Annotated in this window: 17 protein-coding genes; 11 read left to right on the forward strand and 6 right to left on the reverse strand. The window is 50.4% G+C overall.

Translation table 11 applies throughout. The features are described 5' to 3' along the window. Positions 1 to 32: 32 nt before the first annotated feature. Positions 33 to 2,270 carry a DUF262 domain-containing protein gene (locus tag K0V07_RS08055; RefSeq protein ID WP_220624015.1) on the forward strand — a complete coding sequence of 746 codons (2,238 nt, stop codon included), beginning with the start codon at positions 33 to 35 and terminating at the stop codon, positions 2,268 to 2,270. 295 nt (positions 2,271 to 2,565) lie between these two features. Here the strand turns inward: K0V07_RS08055 and K0V07_RS08060 are convergent, their stop codons facing one another. The 4 genes from K0V07_RS08060 to K0V07_RS08075 form a co-directional block, all read right to left on the reverse strand. Beyond that, positions 2,566 to 4,083 (reverse strand): IS66 family transposase, encoded by a 1,518-nt coding sequence (locus K0V07_RS08060; protein WP_220622081.1) that lies wholly within the window; start codon positions 4,081 to 4,083, stop codon positions 2,566 to 2,568. A 45-nt stretch (positions 4,084 to 4,128) separates the two neighbouring features. Further along, positions 4,129 to 4,485, reverse strand: a complete 357-nt coding sequence (gene tnpB / locus K0V07_RS08065) for an IS66 family insertion sequence element accessory protein TnpB (RefSeq protein ID WP_220622080.1) — start codon at positions 4,483 to 4,485, stop codon at positions 4,129 to 4,131. Continuing rightward, entirely contained in the window at positions 4,479 to 4,784 is a 306-nt protein-coding gene (locus tag K0V07_RS08070) for a hypothetical protein (protein ID WP_185676817.1), read from the reverse strand. Before K0V07_RS08070 ends, tnpB begins: the two co-directional genes overlap by 7 nt. A 199-nt stretch (positions 4,785 to 4,983) precedes the next feature. Then, positions 4,984 to 5,901 (reverse strand): hypothetical protein, encoded by a 918-nt coding sequence (locus K0V07_RS08075; protein WP_220624016.1) that lies wholly within the window; start codon positions 5,899 to 5,901, stop codon positions 4,984 to 4,986. Positions 5,902 to 6,037: 136 nt separating this feature from the next. On the opposite strand from K0V07_RS08075, the gene K0V07_RS08080 reads away from it, so the two are divergent. From K0V07_RS08080 to K0V07_RS08095, 4 genes are all read left to right on the forward strand, one after another. Then, on the forward strand, positions 6,038 to 6,361 hold the full coding sequence (locus K0V07_RS08080) for a hypothetical protein (RefSeq protein ID WP_220624017.1): 324 nt from the start codon (positions 6,038 to 6,040) through the stop codon (positions 6,359 to 6,361). Between the two features lie 3 nt (positions 6,362 to 6,364). Continuing rightward, complete coding sequence (locus K0V07_RS08085) at positions 6,365 to 7,852, forward strand: hypothetical protein (RefSeq protein WP_220624018.1); 1,488 nt, start codon at positions 6,365 to 6,367, stop codon at positions 7,850 to 7,852. Positions 7,853 to 7,977: 125 nt separating this feature from the next. Continuing rightward, positions 7,978 to 8,976: a WYL domain-containing protein gene (locus K0V07_RS08090; protein ID WP_220624019.1), complete on the forward strand. Its 999-nt coding sequence runs from the start codon at positions 7,978 to 7,980 to the stop codon at positions 8,974 to 8,976. A 114-nt stretch (positions 8,977 to 9,090) separates the two neighbouring features. After that, positions 9,091 to 11,343 (forward strand): DUF262 domain-containing protein, encoded by a 2,253-nt coding sequence (locus K0V07_RS08095; protein WP_220624020.1) that lies wholly within the window; start codon positions 9,091 to 9,093, stop codon positions 11,341 to 11,343. Between the two features lie 69 nt (positions 11,344 to 11,412). Here the strand turns inward: K0V07_RS08095 and K0V07_RS08100 are convergent, their stop codons facing one another. Both K0V07_RS08100 and K0V07_RS08105 read right to left on the reverse strand, forming a co-directional pair. Next, positions 11,413 to 11,652: a hypothetical protein gene (locus K0V07_RS08100; RefSeq protein WP_220624021.1), complete on the reverse strand. Its 240-nt coding sequence runs from the start codon at positions 11,650 to 11,652 to the stop codon at positions 11,413 to 11,415. Then, complete coding sequence (locus K0V07_RS08105; RefSeq protein ID WP_220624022.1) at positions 11,639 to 12,157, reverse strand: 3'-5' exonuclease; 519 nt, start codon at positions 12,155 to 12,157, stop codon at positions 11,639 to 11,641. The genes K0V07_RS08100 and K0V07_RS08105 overlap by 14 nt, the downstream gene beginning before the upstream one ends. 83 nt (positions 12,158 to 12,240) lie before the next feature. On the opposite strand from K0V07_RS08105, the gene K0V07_RS08110 reads away from it, so the two are divergent. The 6 genes from K0V07_RS08110 to K0V07_RS08135 all read left to right on the forward strand — a co-directional run bounded on the left by K0V07_RS08110 (position 12,241) and on the right by K0V07_RS08135 (position 16,149). After that, positions 12,241 to 13,371: an RHS repeat-associated core domain-containing protein gene (locus K0V07_RS08110; RefSeq protein WP_220624023.1), complete on the forward strand. Its 1,131-nt coding sequence runs from the start codon at positions 12,241 to 12,243 to the stop codon at positions 13,369 to 13,371. Then, on the forward strand, positions 13,361 to 13,717 hold the full coding sequence (locus tag K0V07_RS08115; protein WP_220624024.1) for a hypothetical protein: 357 nt from the start codon (positions 13,361 to 13,363) through the stop codon (positions 13,715 to 13,717). Before K0V07_RS08110 ends, K0V07_RS08115 begins: the two co-directional genes overlap by 11 nt. Before the next feature lie 66 nt (positions 13,718 to 13,783). Continuing rightward, positions 13,784 to 14,548 carry a hypothetical protein gene (locus K0V07_RS08120; RefSeq protein WP_220624025.1) on the forward strand — a complete coding sequence of 255 codons (765 nt, stop codon included), beginning with the start codon at positions 13,784 to 13,786 and terminating at the stop codon, positions 14,546 to 14,548. Beyond that, entirely contained in the window at positions 14,532 to 14,930 is a 399-nt protein-coding gene (locus K0V07_RS08125) for a hypothetical protein (RefSeq protein ID WP_220624026.1), read from the forward strand. Before K0V07_RS08120 ends, K0V07_RS08125 begins: the two co-directional genes overlap by 17 nt. 4 nt (positions 14,931 to 14,934) lie before the next feature. After that, entirely contained in the window at positions 14,935 to 15,312 is a 378-nt protein-coding gene (locus K0V07_RS08130; protein ID WP_220624027.1) for a hypothetical protein, read from the forward strand. Between the two features lie 270 nt (positions 15,313 to 15,582). Continuing rightward, a complete protein-coding gene (locus tag K0V07_RS08135; RefSeq protein ID WP_255568187.1) occupies positions 15,583 to 16,149 on the forward strand; it encodes a DUF1573 domain-containing protein in 567 nt (188 codons plus the stop codon). The last annotated feature ends 81 nt before the right edge of the window (positions 16,150 to 16,230 follow it).

A 16,230-nucleotide genomic window follows, 5' to 3' on the forward strand; every position in this document is an offset into this window, starting at 1 on the left:
AATAATCTAGAAACAGCTTATACAACCTTGACATGAAAGACGCACAAAAGCCCGACCATATCAGCCTGAACACGCTCATTTCGCGATTAAAGGAAGGGCGTTTTATGATACCCGACTTCCAACGTGAATTCGAGTGGAAGCCATGGGACATTCGTGACCTGATGCGATCAATATTCCTCGATTACTACATCGGGAGCCTGCTTTTGTGGAAAGGTAAGGATGAGAATTTCGAGGCTTTGAGTTGCGAACCTGTTTACGGCACAGATGGAGCTGGAAATCGCGAGCACATCGTGCTCGATGGTCAGCAGAGACTCACCGCGATGAATTATGCGTTCACCGCGCCCAATCAGCCACTTCCATCCAGAAGTAATCCATACTATTACTTCATTCGAGTGGATCGGTTTATGGCTGAGGAGTATGACCAAGCCTTTGAGTATGACTGGACAAAGCAGCGTCGGAACAAGTTGGAAAACGATCTCGAACACCAATATGCCGAGCACATTTTCCCTCTCTGGATAATCGGCCAAGGCGGTCGAAAGCTCTACAAGTGGTCAGACGGCTACGCGGACTATTGGAAAAAGAAAACGGAAGAAGCAGCGACCTCAGGCGATAGCGCACTTGAAGAAATTGCCCGTAAGCATTCTGAGAATGCATTGATCTTCGATGAGCATATTCAAGGCATCACGGAGCAATACCAAGTTTCATATATCGAATTGGATCGAGATATTGGTGTGGATAAGGTCTGTGACATATTCACCCAGATCAACAGCAAGGGCGTTCGCCTCGATGTCTTCGACCTTATCAACGCACTGCTGAAGCCAAAGGGCTTGCAGCTGAAACACCTATGGCGTGAGGCCAAAAGCCGTTTGGAGTTTGTCGAAAGTGATAAGCTAAACGTCTATATCCTTCAGGTGATGTCCATTCTGGTGCAGGCGTATTGTTCGCCGAAGTATCTCTACTTCCTTCTTCCAGCACAGGAGAAACCAGTGCGTGATCCTGATGGCACCCGACGCAAGGAGGTTCTTATTCCAGATACGAATGCTTTTGAAAGCCGTTGGAACAAGGCTGTCGATGCACTGGAAAATGCAATCAAGATTCTCAGGCATCCGCAGGAGTATGGTGCGGTATCGTCCAAATATCTGCCATACGTTTCTATTCTCCCTGCTTTCGCGGCAATACGCCAAGCTACGAAGTTGGTTGAACCGAATAAGCAGATAGATGCTCAGCGAAAAATTCGTCACTGGTATTGGGCTTCTATCTTCAACAGTCGCTATTCAGGCTCCGTTGAATCAACAGCCGCACGTGACTTTCTGGATATTAGGGAGTGGATCGACGATGACGCAGCGCAGCCGGCATTGATTGCTGAATTCTCTCAGAGATTTCGCAACCTAGATTTTCGTAAGGAAACCAGCACTCAAAGCTCGGTCTATAAGGGGGTGTTCAACTTGCTTGTGTTGAAAGGTGCCCGTGACTGGATGACCAGCGATGTTCCCCATCACGATGAGTTGGACGACCATCACATCGTTCCGGTTTCGCGCGGAAAGGATGATTTGGACCTCAAGGGCGATGCCATTCATACCATCCTTAACAGAACACCGCTCACCGCTGACACCAATCGCAAGGTAATTGGCAACAAGCTTCCCAATGAGTATCTCCCTGAACTGATACAAGAGAACGGATTAGAGCAGGTTCGAGGTATGATGGAATCACACCTCATATCCGCTAAAGCCTTGGATATTTTGCTCAGAGATCCGTTTGCGCCGGATGATTTCGACGAATTCATCAGCGAGCGGCAGCGAAGTATTCAGGAAGCCATTGAAAATCTTCTGATTAAGGAACGCCTCGACCTCAGCCCTCAGTTGAGAGAGCTGGATGAGGCAGTCGAAACGACCGAACTTGGCTTGAGATACTGTGTGCAGGAAATCGTTGCACAGGATGGCAAAGAGTTTCCGCCTCACATTCTGGCCAAGGTTAAGGAGCGCATCCAGAGGGCGGACAAGAAGGATGCATCCTTCGATGCAGATTATTATTCAGAGATAAAGGGGCAGCTCGAATACTTCGACCTCAGAGAATTGCAGGACACAATCCTAAACAAAGCTCTATGGCCTGACTTTGAACCAAAATTCAAAAACAAAGAGGCTCTGATGACTAAATTCGGGCAGCTCGCCGAGATGCGCAATGGCATTCGCCATAGCAGAAACCTCAGCGAGATTACCCGTAAGGAAGGTGAAGCCGCGCTTCTTTGGTTTAAAGAGGTGCTTGGTAATTAAAACTACGTCTCATGGATACCATCAAAAAGCTAAGGATTATCTGTCTGAGCCTCCCTCAAGTGGTCCATTGCTGATGAGATGATTTTCTGTCAAACGACAGATAATCGAGTATGAAACGAGGAAGACCAAGCACCGAAGAGGTCATCCGTATTCTTCGCGCAAGCGAAGTGTGCATTCATGGGCCGTAAGCGTCATGCCAAGCACCGTTTGATTTTGCTTGCCGCGTCGTTTGCGGTGTCGCTTGCGTTGGAGGGGGGCGCGTACGCCGTGTCCCCGGGGATTGGGCTGGTCGGCCTCAGGCGGCGTTTGCCGGCAGGAGTCGTTTGCTCTTGGCGATGGCGGCAGGGGTGTAGGCTTGGATTTGCCAGTTGGTGGCGGCGGGGAGTTCCCTGAGCAGGAGGAGGAGGTACTGGTAGGGGTCGAGTCCGTATCGTTTGGCAGACTCGATGAGGGTGTAAAGGATGGCAGCGGTTCTTCCTGATGTTTCCGAGCCGATAAAGGTCCAGTTTTTGGCGCCGATCTTGGTGGGGCGGATGGCTCGCTCGACCTCGTTGTTGTCGATGTCGATGGCCCCGTTTTGGAGGAAGGCTTCCAGTCCGCTCCACTGGCCCAGGGCGTAGTCGATGGCCTTGGCCATGGAGCACTGGGGGCGGTAGCGCTGGCGCAGGATGGGCAAGGCCCTTTTCAGGCGGGCCACGACGGGGGCCGACTGCGTGGCACGCCGAGCTGACCGCAAGGCGGGTCCGGCCTTGTCGTCACGCAGGCGTTGCTCAACGCGGTAAAGCTGGGCGATCTGCCCGAGTATCCATCCGGCCACGCTCGGGGCGTGTTCGCGAGCTTCAAAAAACTTGCGCCGGGTATGGGCCCAGCAACTGGCCAACTGAACCGGTCCCTGTTCCAGCTCCAGGTCCGGTCCGGCGCGTTGTCTGGCCACACTGGGATAGGCGGCGTAGCCGTCACACTGGATAATGCCTCGGTAGTGCTCGGGGAGTATCTGCTGGAGGCACTCGGCTGAGCGGCTCGGATGCCAGATGTAAATGACGTAGCCGTTGGGCAGGGAGCAGACCCACAGGTAGCCCTTGGCGGTTTGGCCCCGGCCCGGATCAAGGTACGGGATGGGCGTCTCATCGATTTGCAGGTAGGCGTGGGCCATCTGCTCGCGGGCCATCCACTCGTAGAGCAACTGGCAGGTATCGGCGGCCAGGTCCACCCAGCGACACAGGGTCTGCCGCGAGAGCTCCACGCCTGCGCGCCGGTAAATCTGCGACTGCCGGTAAAGCGGAAGGTGATCGGCATATTTGCCGATCACCACCTGAGCGATCAGTTCCGGGGTGGCCAGGCAGCGTTCCTGCATACACGGAGGCAGCGGCGCGATCACCGGCGCGGTAAAGGGAGCGTCCTTGCGGACGTACTTGCGCCGGATCAGGCGGCGACGGTAAAAGCGCCCCGGCTCGTAATCGAGCTGCTCGCTGACCTCTTCGCCCATCAGCCGCCACTCTTGCGGGCAAGCCAGCACCTCGTCCGGGTCGAGCACGACTTCCTTCACCGGCAGGTGCTCGGGCACGCGCGGACCGGGGCGGCGGGGCTTGCTCGGAGCCTTTTGGGTGACTCCCGCGGGCGGCTCAACGGCGGCGGGAGCCTCGTCTATTTTTTCCGCAAGCCCTCCGAGCAGCTCAAGTTGCGCGGGGTCCAGCTTCTCGCTCTTTTTGCCGTAAAGGGCACGCACCAGCGCGTCGATCTTCTCCCGCAACAACCGGTTTTCCAACTGAGCCGCCTCCAGTTTGGCTTCGAGGGCGGCTTCGCGGTCGGTCATGATGCCATCACTGTATCCATTTTAGCATGACAGTAAAGCTCATTATCACGGCTCGCGTTCATACCAGGGTAAAAACTTTGCCCCCTGCATCTGCACCCCGTCGCACAACAGCACAAACGCCTCCGGGCGCAGCCGCAGCTTCACTGCCGTGGGGTCCGTCGAGACTGGCCAACTGAAGCGACCAACCTCCAACCTTTTGTTCAGGAGCCACAAACCCGTCCCGTCGAAGTAAAGCGCCTTCAGGCGTGTGCGCCGCTTGTTCGTGAACAAAAACAGCGCTCCCCCGCGCACCGATTCCTTCAGGCGCTGCGTCACCAGCGCTTCCAGTCCACTAAACCCTTTGCGCATGTCGCAAGGCTCCAGCGCCACGAACACACGCAGACTCCCGCTGAAGCTCAGCATGACTCCTCCCGCAAGGCCCGCAGCAGCGCCACCGCCAGGGCAATATCCTCACGCCGGGCGATATGCACCTTCAGCCCGCCCGGCGTCTCCACCTCGACAGAGCCTCCAGTGCCCGCGCCCCCATCCAACACCGCCTCAACCAGCGCAATAGGGCCGGTCGTTCCGGTCAGCCCGGCTTCCCCGCTAAGAACACGATGCCGCGCCCGCACCCACCGCCTGAACGTCCCATCCCTCACCCCCAGACCCTCCGCAAATGCTCGCTCGCTCAGCCCGCTACGCTCGAACGCATCCAAGATCAACTCTCGCTGCCCGGGCGACACCCTCGACACCCCAGCCAGCTCCCGCCTCAGCAACTCAAGCTCACTCAAGCCTGCGCTCCCGGCATCACATTCTGGCGGACAAGGCGTAATCTCCATGCCTACCGAATATACGACAACCCCCGCCCCCGCGGGCAGAATAAATCAACGGCACTTGGTATGACGCTTACCATGGGCCTGCTCAATGATCAGTGGACGAGCTTATAAATTGCCATACGCCCGGATTCTCGAGCAATAGGTCAAATCCAGCATTTTGATGGACAAGGTTCAATAGGGCATGATCCCATTGGACGCCTGGATTTATAGCCAAGCGTTCCCAGTTAATGCGGTCTGCATAACGCATCACCAGTTGGTGATCCCATGGAACTGCTCGATTTGCAGACAGGGCGTTCCAATTCCAAGCGCCTGTGAATTTATCCATGATTTCGTTGCTAAAACAGAACCCCTCATTCTGGCTAAGCAAGTTCCAGTGTTCCAGTTGTGCCCATTGCAGAAAATCGTCAAAGTCCACCGGGTAGGACGCATTTTTCAAGAGGTTGAGACGTTCTTTCGGAGATAAGAACTCCGTTGTAAGTTGCTGCAAGACATGACTGCTCCACGGTAATGCCGGGTTATCGGCCATCATCAGCCAATTGAGCGACTCTTTTTCGCTGTAGATGAAGTCGATACTCCAAAAGCTTCCTCGGTTCTGGCTGAGCGACCAATAGTGCACCTGTTTCCGGAACCGCTCAATACGACTGGAACACCAATAAATCGATGCGTTATTGCTGATTGATTTCCAATGTAGGTTATCGCTTTCGTTGCTCAGGAAATCATCTGTCCATGGAAAGCCAATGTTTTTGGAAAACTCTGCGCGGTGCCACGGGAAGCGGTAGTATTTATCTACGGACCACGGCAGGGATGGGTTTGAACTGAGATTGTACAGGTCTAGTCGATCCATTCGCGCTGAAATGAAATTCCACGACCACTCAAAGCTCTGATTTAGGCTTAGTAGCCGCCAGTCCAATGCGTGCTCGATGCGTGGGGTGTCAGAGGGTTTGAAATGCCCATACCTTGATGCCAATTGAGCAACGAGTGTTCGAAATGTTTCAGCGTCCATCGTTCCGGGAGATGATTTTTGTCATGGAGTGGGTTTTTGACAGTATATCGCCTCCCGCGACACAGTACGTCGCACTCGAGTGTATGATGGGAATGTGATCAAACAGATCACATCAATTAACCTATTCATCGATCACATGGCTAAACTCATACTCGAACACCCTGCGACAGGGATTATCAAAAACGCGCCTGTCGGCTTCTCTTGGACGACACTTTTCTTTCCTGCCTTACCCGCTTTATTTCGTGGGGACATAAAGGGATTTATCATCCAAGTTTTTCTGGATTGTTTGCTTTTGGGGATTCCTGTCGTCGTCTTCCCCTTTATCTACAACAAGCAGTTTTTGATGCGTCTTTTGCGTGAGGGCTATAAAGTGGTTGAGGCCAAAGGAGGCAATTTGGAGTCAGCAAGCCACAAGCTGAAAATCAAACTGCCAACATTGGAGCATTCGGCCTCTGTCTAACACATGGAGAACGCTTTCCGCTGGATAATCTCCCTCGGAACGTCTGATTCCAGTTCTATTCGCCCACCACTATCAGTAACGATGGATTTAAATAAAAACAGGCTCTACGTTTACGGACAACTCCCGAGACGCCAAAAGGAAATGGATCTTCAAGGGCTCTGTAAGCTTGGTTTGCACGAGTGCTACGGCGTCGATTATGATGAGATACGCATTGGCCAGTCAACCGACGGGGGACTGGGTTGCTGTTCAAAGCCTAGTCTTCGCTCATTCCAGCTTTGTGAACGAATGGATTACGAGTTGAGTCAGATCAAGGAAGCTGGGCTTGAGGGTGATTTTCTCCTTGCATGGGACATTGTTAATTGGGCTCGTGAGCAAGGCATCGCAGTCAGTCCAGGAGCCCGAGCTGCCCCGAGCTCTCTGGTCTCTTATTTGCTACGGATTACCGATGTGTGCCCCATCCGCTTCGGTTTGCTATTTGAACGCCTGCTAACCGACAAGCCGACGTTTTTCGTGGAGCTGTGCATGCACAGAGGAAAAGAGGTTCTTGACTATGCGAAATCTAAGTATGGTCAGCGTTGCACCATCCGTCAGGAATCGGCGACTCCCTCGGAGATTCATGAGATGAGGGGAGTTGAGTATCTAAAGCCGTGTACGCTGGTTATATCAGATGTGCTGACCGATCATGAAGCTCCGTCGCCTAAAGGTTCCGTGAAGAGTGATTTACCCCGCGTTGCCCCAGGAGCTGAATATGGCAAATCCTTGGAAATAGGCATGCGAGGGCTGAATGCACTAACGGTGATTCAAGATGCGGTGAGACGCATTCGTAGGCGGGCGGCATACCGGCGCTTTGATATAGAGCGTATCTCGCTTGATGACCCGGCGACGTTCAAATACATTTGCGACAATAGTACGACGGCCATCTTCCAGTTGGGTGTTGGTGGAATGGATGAACACTGTCGAGAATGCAGAGTGCACTCTGTAGAGGATATTGCTGCCCTGATTGCGATGTGCGGTGTGTTTGCGGGGAAATTTATCCCTCAGTATCTTGGGGGAAGAAAGCGCGCTGAAAGAATTCGAGCAGAGCATCCTCTCTTGGCGGATATGTGTAAAGAAACGTCCGGTATACTGCTCTACCAGGAGCAATTGATGCTGGCCCTTCAGGCTATTGCTGGTTTCAGCCTGATTGAAGCAAACACGCTCCGTATCGATTTTGGAAAGAAGACCAAGTCGACCATGGAAGTGCACCGGGAAGCGTTTATCAAAGGTGCACAAAGGGTAAAATATCTCCCAAAACAGGAAGCCCATGAGTTGTTCGGTCTCTTGTATGAATCTGTGGTGTACACCTCTAGTAAGTCGCACGCCCTTGCTTATGCGGTGACGAGTTATCGCACCGCATACTTGAAGGCACACTTTTACAGCGAGTACATGTGGGCAATCGTTAACTCGGCATCTGGGATGGCCTTTGTGCAGGAGGAATCGTCCGTGCGATGACGGGGCTGTGTGCTGGATGTTGTTCGGTTTTCGTTCTCTCCGTGGCTTTTGTAAATAAAACTTGATAACGTTAGCAGTTGCGACATGAAATGACGCATTAATGGGTACCATTTGAGCCGCAACTTATGGCAAAATCGCATAATTATTTAGCTGTCGAACGTCAGTGGACTCTGCTTCGCCTTATCCCGGAGCATCCCCCTGGTGTCACCACAAGTCAGCTTTTTGAGCGATTAAAGGAAGATGGACACTCGGTTGCCAAGCGTACGGTTGAGCGGGATCTTGAGCAGCTGTCCCGGCAGTTTGGTATCGCCTGTAATGACGTTAGCAAGCCGTACGGTTGGTATTGGCTGAAGGGCAAAAAAGACCTGCTCGAATCGCTGGAGATCAAGGAGGCTGTGTCGTTGGCGATGGCTGAGAATATCCTGAGCCAACTACTTCCCCTGCCAATGCAAGAAGAGCTGGCTACGATCTTTGCGGATGCGCGTAAAAAACTGAGCGCATTGTCTGGGCATCCATTGGTGCGTCTTCAGGATAAGGTCCGCTATGTTGCTCCAAGCTTACATTTTGAGAGACCTTACATTCGCAACGGCATCCTCAAGGTCCTGAAGGAGGCCTTGATGGAGGATCGACAGATCACCTCGCAGTACGCTCCATTTGATCAAAAGGATAGGGAACTGCGTCTGCATCCGCTGGGGCTCGTCCAGCGAGGGCCGGTTCTGTACCTGGTGGCAAGGGCTTTTGACTATGACGATGTACGCTTTTATGCCGTTCATCGCTTCAGCAAAGTCGAGCTGCTTTCAGAAAAAGCCACGGCTCCAGCTGGTTTCTCCATCGATGAACTGGTTGAGCAAAACGCCTTTGATTTCGGATCGGGCGAGATGATTACTGTTAAGGCCCGGCTCAACAACACGCTCGCCATGTACTTGGCTGAGACACCGCTAGAGCCCAAGCAAAAACTCTCGCCTCAAAACGGACACTACATGCTCACAGCTCGCGTTCGCGACAGTTGGCAACTGTATTTCTGGATACTTTCACAGGGCGATCAGATCGAAGTTCTCGCGCCAAAATTACTGAGAAATGCGATTGCTGATACGGTGAAGGAAATTTACAAATTATATCATTAGGCAGGTCACTGGTTCAGCCTCCAGAAAACAAATGCCATCCACGCTTTACCTTCGTTACTTGAATTCAATTACCAATGGCAGCAATGGCTGTCGCATATAATCAGTACATATTCTATGAACATTTGGAGATTGTCATCAAGCTGGAGCCAAGATGGGAATTATGACTCCACTATCCTTGATATTTTTTGGAAACATGGAGTCGTTTTTATCCGCGATGACGGAAAGCCCTTACATTCCGTTAACCATGCCGATAATGATGAGGAAGGAGACCTTATCGCCGTAACCGATGGTGATCGCATCGTGGGTTTAGCAAAGCCCCTAACTGCCGTTTTAGACTTCACTGAGCTGAAGATGGGGCTGAGAAAGTCGGATGCACAAAGACTGTCTGATGCCGAGGCCGACATCCGGGGATTTCGAGTGCGCTTCCTCAATGTATCTGATCTGGATGATCTTGGGGATCAAGAACCGAGTCGCTTTTGCCGTATTAATGACGAAACACTCAAAACTCGACTCAAAGAGATTTGGACGTCGAAGAATTGTGAAGACGCCAGCAAAGCTTTCAAAATTGAGGCATCAACCAAGACCTTGGATAAACTGATTCGCGAAAAGGGTGACCAGGATGTGACCCTCTACCAAGTTCCCGTATACCAGCGCCCATATGCCTGGGGAGAGGATCAAATACAGCGTTTTCTTGGTGACATTATCCGAGGCATAAACAAGGGCGAAGACATGTTTATCGGAACCATACAGCTTTCGGCGAAACGTTTGTTGGATCCAAGAGGCGAATACTACCAGGAAGTCATTGATGGACAGCAAAGACTGACTACCTGCGCTCTGATTTTGAAAGCTCTTGAGCTCCTCAGTCCTGATGAGTCTTTTTCGGCTTTCACGAAACAGTTCACTTGGATCGAGACACGAGTCAGCAACGGCCTAATGCAGAAGTATCTCGATCAAACCCTGTTTGAAAACGCGTTGGAAGATAGTTCGGAGCTGAATATCTATGCGACCAACCTCAAGCTTATCAAAAAAATACTCGAAGAATGGATGAGCAAAGACGGGGAAGAAAATTCATGGCAATACAACCCGCTTGAGCTCTTTGAATACCTCACAAAGAAGCTTCATTTCGTTGTCATCCAAACCGAGGCCGGGCTTTCCAAAACACTCCAGATTTTTAATACCATCAACACTGCAGGTCTAGATCTCAACGGAGGCGACCTGTTCAAGGTTAGAGCATACGAATACTTCAAGGACTATCATCAATTCGACTGTTTCGATGACATCAGCGAACTGTATGAAAAGATTGACCGTATAAACTCAAACAAAAGACGTTCAGTTTGCTCGATTCAAGAGGTTCTCAATATATACCAGACTATCATCGTGGGCAAGACATACGACCCCACTCCAGATAAACAGTCAGGACTCCCCATTTCCACGATCCGTTTTGCTCCAGAAACGTTCTTCGAGCGTCTTTTTGATACCCGTTTCGGCATTCAACGTTGGGAAAACTTTACCAGCGTCACCAAACTCGACCTAGCAAGTCGCATCATCGACCTGAATGAACTTCAATGGATTGTCGAAGAATGCAACCGACTCGATAGTAAATGGTATAGTAACAATCTGTATACTGAGACTTTTTTGGCGTTCAATCTGATCTATAATAGTCGATATTCGGAGTATATACATCTCTGGCACGTCTTCAGGTTTGCCTACAAAGACCATGAAAACAGGCAAAAGCTTTCGACGGAATACATGAAGGCCTTGGCTCGCCTATTTACGATCTACAGTATCATCTATGCCAAAAAGGTGAACGAGATGCATACCTATATTGGAAATCTGGTTCGTGAGATGTTCAACGAGTCGGCAGAAAATATCATCGATAAGCTAAATGAAAAAATTGAAACAAAAAGAGACCATTTCTACTCAGAACTCGATTCGCAGTTCGCATGGTATCCGACCCCAAAGAACCTGCTCTGCCGGCTTTTGGAATGGTTGGCCAGAGAGCCCGCCCAAAGAGACCCTAGTGAAACTCGCATGATCTTTGAGGGATCATACGACATTGAGCACATTCAGTCTTTAAACGACATTAAACAAGAGGAGCGAGAGGCAATCTCAAAGGAATGGGGTGATAAGATCAACGGGCTTGGCAACCTGATGTTGCTCGAATACGACATCAACCGCTCCATCGGTAATAAGACCTTTGATTTAAAAATCCTTCGCTATGGCGGCGACGAAGAGGATTGCAGTAAGCTAACAGTCCCCAACTCCATTTCCAAAGACTATCAAGGAAACAAAATCTGGAAAATGGAATTTGGAGAGAAGAAGCTTCAGAACGATAAAGAACAGCTGATGCGCTTCATCTTCGGATAGACTGATGACCTGGCCGTGTCCTCTAGAACTGGACCGCTTGCAAAGTTAGTCTGAGTGCTTAGAAAGGACTCAGAAGATGAAAGGCAAGCCGTCCTCTACAGACTGATGCTGATACTTCTTCAGCAGTGACTCGAAGTGGGCGTGGCGGTACTCCTCCGAAGGGGAGTCTGTCGGGGTGTACTCCAGCCACTCGGCAATATCTTCTCCATTCAAGTCCTCGTCCTTGAGGAATTTCGTGAGGGTGCGTGGTGGCCGCAGTAAACGTACGGCCCATGGTTTTAGGCAACTTGTGAGGTCAAACGTTTCCATATGTGCTTTCAATGGCTGTTAAAGAAGCTGGTACTTGGTTTATGCAGCACCTCAGGTAGAGTGTTGCACAGGCCATTGCATCGGAAAGGGCGTCGTGGTGATTCAGGGGGATGCCAAGCTCCTGGCAAAGGGGCCCGAGGCCTTTTCCGTAAATCCGATACGTGCAGTGCCCCGAAAAAGTCGGCATTTCCATCCCGTAATGAGAGAGGGTTTGCTCCAGGCAGCCGAAGTCGAACGAGCTGTTATGGGCGACGACAGTTTGGCCTTCGATATACGGGTGTATCTGGGGCCAGACTTGATCGAAGGTTGGAGAGTTTTGAGTATCCCACCTGTGAATGCCGTGTATTTTAGAGAAAGAGCGCCAGTAGTAATTGTCTGGCGGCTGTACAAGCAGGCTCAGTTTATCTACGACCGTACCGTCAACTACACGCACAAGCCCAACTTGGCAAATGCTCCAACGGTAGCCCTGCGCGGTTTCGAAATCGAGTGCAGTGAATGTTTCCATATATGGAATTCTTTTGTGTGTGACTTGTGCAGTATAGGGCTTTTGTGCGTCAGAATATGACGCATGGAGCAGATTATCTCGCTGTGGCAGAGGAGACCGGTTCGGTTTACCTGGCCCCGAACCCAGAGAATTTTGTTTACGACGCGGACGGCAATCTTAAGCTGGATGGACGTTGGTCCTACTCCTGGGACGCCGAAAACCGCCTCATCGCCATGCAACCAACCACGGATGCCCTTGCCGCCGGTGTACCCAACCGGAAATTGGAATTTTCGTATGATGCGCAAGGCCGCCGCTATAAAAAGACGGTTTTGGACTGGAGCGACGCCAGCTCGGCCTATGTTGTCTCCTCGGCCACACTATATCTCTACGACGGCTGGAACGTGATCGCTGAGCGCTCGGCCACGGACAAGTATTACCTGTGGGGGCTAGACCTGAGCGGCTCGCTCCAAGGAGCAGGCGGCGTTGGCGGGCTGCTGGAGGTCTCCGTGACAGATGAAACCGCCGGAACGCACACTTATGCCCCCGCTTACGACGGTAATGGCAATGTCATGGCCTATGTGGACGCCTCCAGTGGCGAAGTCGCTGCGCAGTTCGAGTATGGCCCCTTCGGTGAGCCCCTGCGTGCGACCGGTAGCGCTGCCGACGAGCTCACCTACCGCTTCTCCACTAAATACACCGACCCCGAGTCCGGTCTCCTCTACTACGGCTATCGCTACTACTCTCCCGGAATAGGGCGTTGGCCATCTAGAGACCCAATCGGTGAGGACGGTGGAGTTAACCTTTACGGAATGGTCAATAATGACCCGATTAATTACTGGGATGTGCTGGGTCGTTGGCCAAATTTTCTTTCATGCTTTGGGGTTACTGGAGATGCAAGTGAGTATCCTGATCCGAGGGAAACCTGCCTGACAAGCAACCGAGAGGGTTTTTACAGGCATTGCGTTAACACTTGTTTGCTGAGTAGATGCTTATCGACGATTAATCCAGTATTGGGACCAATTATAGCAGAGCAAGTCGCTCTTGAGGCAGGAGGCGATCGTGGCACAGGCAACTCCGATACAGAAGCAAATGAACATGGAGTCGGAAACACGTATGGGGTCGGAACATGTGAGAGTATGTGCCTGAATGACTTCAATTCATACGTAGCTGAAAATTGCTGTAGCACTGACGAGATGCTAGATAAGTCTGATTCGTCTTGTTGTGATGAAGAATAATAAGATTATATTATTAGCATTCTTTCTAGTGCTACTGTGTGTTGCACTTATTGGAATGACTTTACTTACAAGCATGAAGCTAACCTCATATCGAAATCTTGCTAATGCAGTTCACTTTGAAACTAAGAATGATATTGTGGAATCAGGTGGGTTTAGTCGAGTCGAGCACTTATCGAGTTACGAGTTTATCAAGGGCTCTATCCCTGAAGGCCTAGACATTGATGATCTCTGGGTTAATACACAAATTGAAGTTTACTCGGCAGGGGGTGTGCCAGCGAGATTTGCTATTTTCATTATAGATAAAGATACGAAAGATATCTTATTTTATTATTGGGTAGCTGCGTAGTGAGTTTTCGTTTTTCCGAAGGAATCCCCCTTAGCCGCCTTCATTACTTAGGCTGATGCCCGTAAAATGGTCGCCATCAATCAAGCCTACGCCCTGAGCGAAACAGGCAACCCCACGCAAAACCGCGTCGGGAGTTTTTTTGATCGCACCCAGCCCCGTGCCTGGCGAAGCCAGCCGCCAAGCCGCACAGCCACTAAGGAAAAAACAGGCACCCTTACGATAACCGTGTCGGGTCGCCCCTTTTGGCTCTCAAGAGACCCGATTGAGGAAAAGGGAGGGCTGAATTTGTATAGTTTCGTTAAAAACGATGGAATTAATTTCTTGGATGTTGCTGGCTTAGAGGCAGTCGGAGGAACCCCAACTGTACCTGGTTTGCCTCCGACAACTGAATTTCAGCCTCCGACCCCGCCTGCTACACCAAGTGGGGCAAGCGGTTCTGCGGCTGATTTGGCAACGCAGGTCAAAGAGTTCATGGATAAGCTAGATGATGCAAAGATAGATGCTGACTTAACTTCACTACTAAACGGTTCAATGTTAATTTGTCATCAGGAACGTATACAGATGGGTGAGCCTGAGGGCTGTGGGTGTTGCATATTAAGAATCTTGGCAGAGATGCAGTATCCTCGGACGAAAGGTGGTCGTGGTCTGTTTAATATTGGTCCGTACAGACCAGGCTTGCCACCCAGTGGTCGCATTGAGAAAATAAGATCTTACAAAATTCGCTATGTACCCAAAAACTGTGATAAAATCAGCTACTCTTCAGTTTTCGAAGATGAAGTATATAGTGCAACAGATTACAGTGCAGTGATTTATTATGGGCGGACTCTTTAATATAAGATGCGTTATTGCACTGCTATCATGCGTTTATTTGGTAGCATGTACTGACAATGATGATTCGCCAGGGGCTCCAATTGTCCTGAAGCGCGGCGACAATATTCTGTTTCGATCTGACTCCGTTACGGAGATAGATGTATATGGGATGCGAGCTGAAGTGGATTTATCTAGTTCTGACTCAATCGAATTGGCTAAGTCTATCGGCTTGGAACAGGGGAATGGTATGGTTTATGATTTATACCTTGGAGAAATACTATATATGAAAGATGTTAATTTTGTTTTTAGTGAAGACGATGATTTTGATTTGCTTTCTATACCATTTTCTATGGATTGTGTTTCTAGATTAAACGAAGTCGGTATTGATATTATCTACAAATAAATTCATGAAAATTATAGCTTTATTATTGGTCATGTCATGTTTATGGACCTCCTGTGGGTTGGGTGTAAAAAGGGGGGTTCCTGTTGTTATTAAAAACGGTGATAAGGTGCTTTTTGAATCAGAACCAATCAGTGAGGTGCGTATTGGCACAGGTAGTGCGGATTTTATTTTTTCAACTAATGACTTGAAGCGTTACGAAAAGTTCATGCGTGAAGGTGCTTCCAACGGTTTGTCTGTTGATGTTTATTTAGGTGATTTGCCATATGTCAAAAACGCGCCAATTGTTTTTTATTCAGATGGGATTAGAACTAAGCCCATTATACCACTTCCAAACGACTATGAATCTAAATTTGAAGAAGCTGGATTCAGTACTATACGCTAGTAATCCCAATCCAACTAACAAATCCTCCGCGATGCTCCCTCCACAGTCGTCAAAGCCAAGCTCCTGAACGAAGCCATTGACGCCGATTAAATCATAGGTGTCATAGCTACGGGATCAATGACGACTACGATTTTAAATGACTGCTGCAATTGCAATCCAACGGCGCTCCACGTGACGCTTACTATTAATGTCACATTCTTGAGTTTTACGCTGTGCGTTTTCCCCTTGTTCGCACATGCCGGGCTTCGGTGGGAGCATACGCGTTTGACTGTGCCGGTGGAGGTGGGGCAGGAGCAGGCCGTGGGGGTATATGCCTTTAAGAATACCGGGAATGAGCCAGTGACGATTCTGGATATCCACTCCAACTGCGGCTGCACGGTGCCTGAGCTGGAAAAAAAGACTTACGAGCCGGGCGAATCCGGCGAGATCAAGGCCATCTTTACCCTCGGTGACCGTACCGGACCACAACGTAAGGTGCTGACGGTGAACACAGATATGCCAGGGCACCCGATCACCCGTCTTGTCCTGGAGGCCAATATCCCCAAGTTGATGACCATTGCGCCCAGAATTCTCATCTGGCGAAAAGGGACCGCCAACGAGAATAAAGAGATCTATGTAACGACGGATCCGGCGAATAGCATCTCAATCGAAAAAGATGCCGATGGCTACGATGCTCCGTGGTATGAGCTGGTGCCGGACGAGGATAAACCCGGGCGCTACGTCGTGCTCGTGCACCCCGAGAGCACTGAAGTCAGCAGGAAGCTGAAATTCCTGATCGTCGTGACTACCCCCGAGGGGAAGCAGGTAAAAAACGGCGCCTTTATCCTCGTGCGTTGACCCTCGCGGGCGATACGTTGGCTATCGTTTCTGAGCTTGGATAAAGGATACGATGAACTACAGAGTTCGTTGCCTGCTCGG

It is taken from the genome of Ruficoccus sp. ZRK36 (assembly GCF_019603315.1).
In the GTDB taxonomy this organism is placed as follows: Bacteria; Verrucomicrobiota; Verrucomicrobiia; order Opitutales; family Cerasicoccaceae; genus Ruficoccus.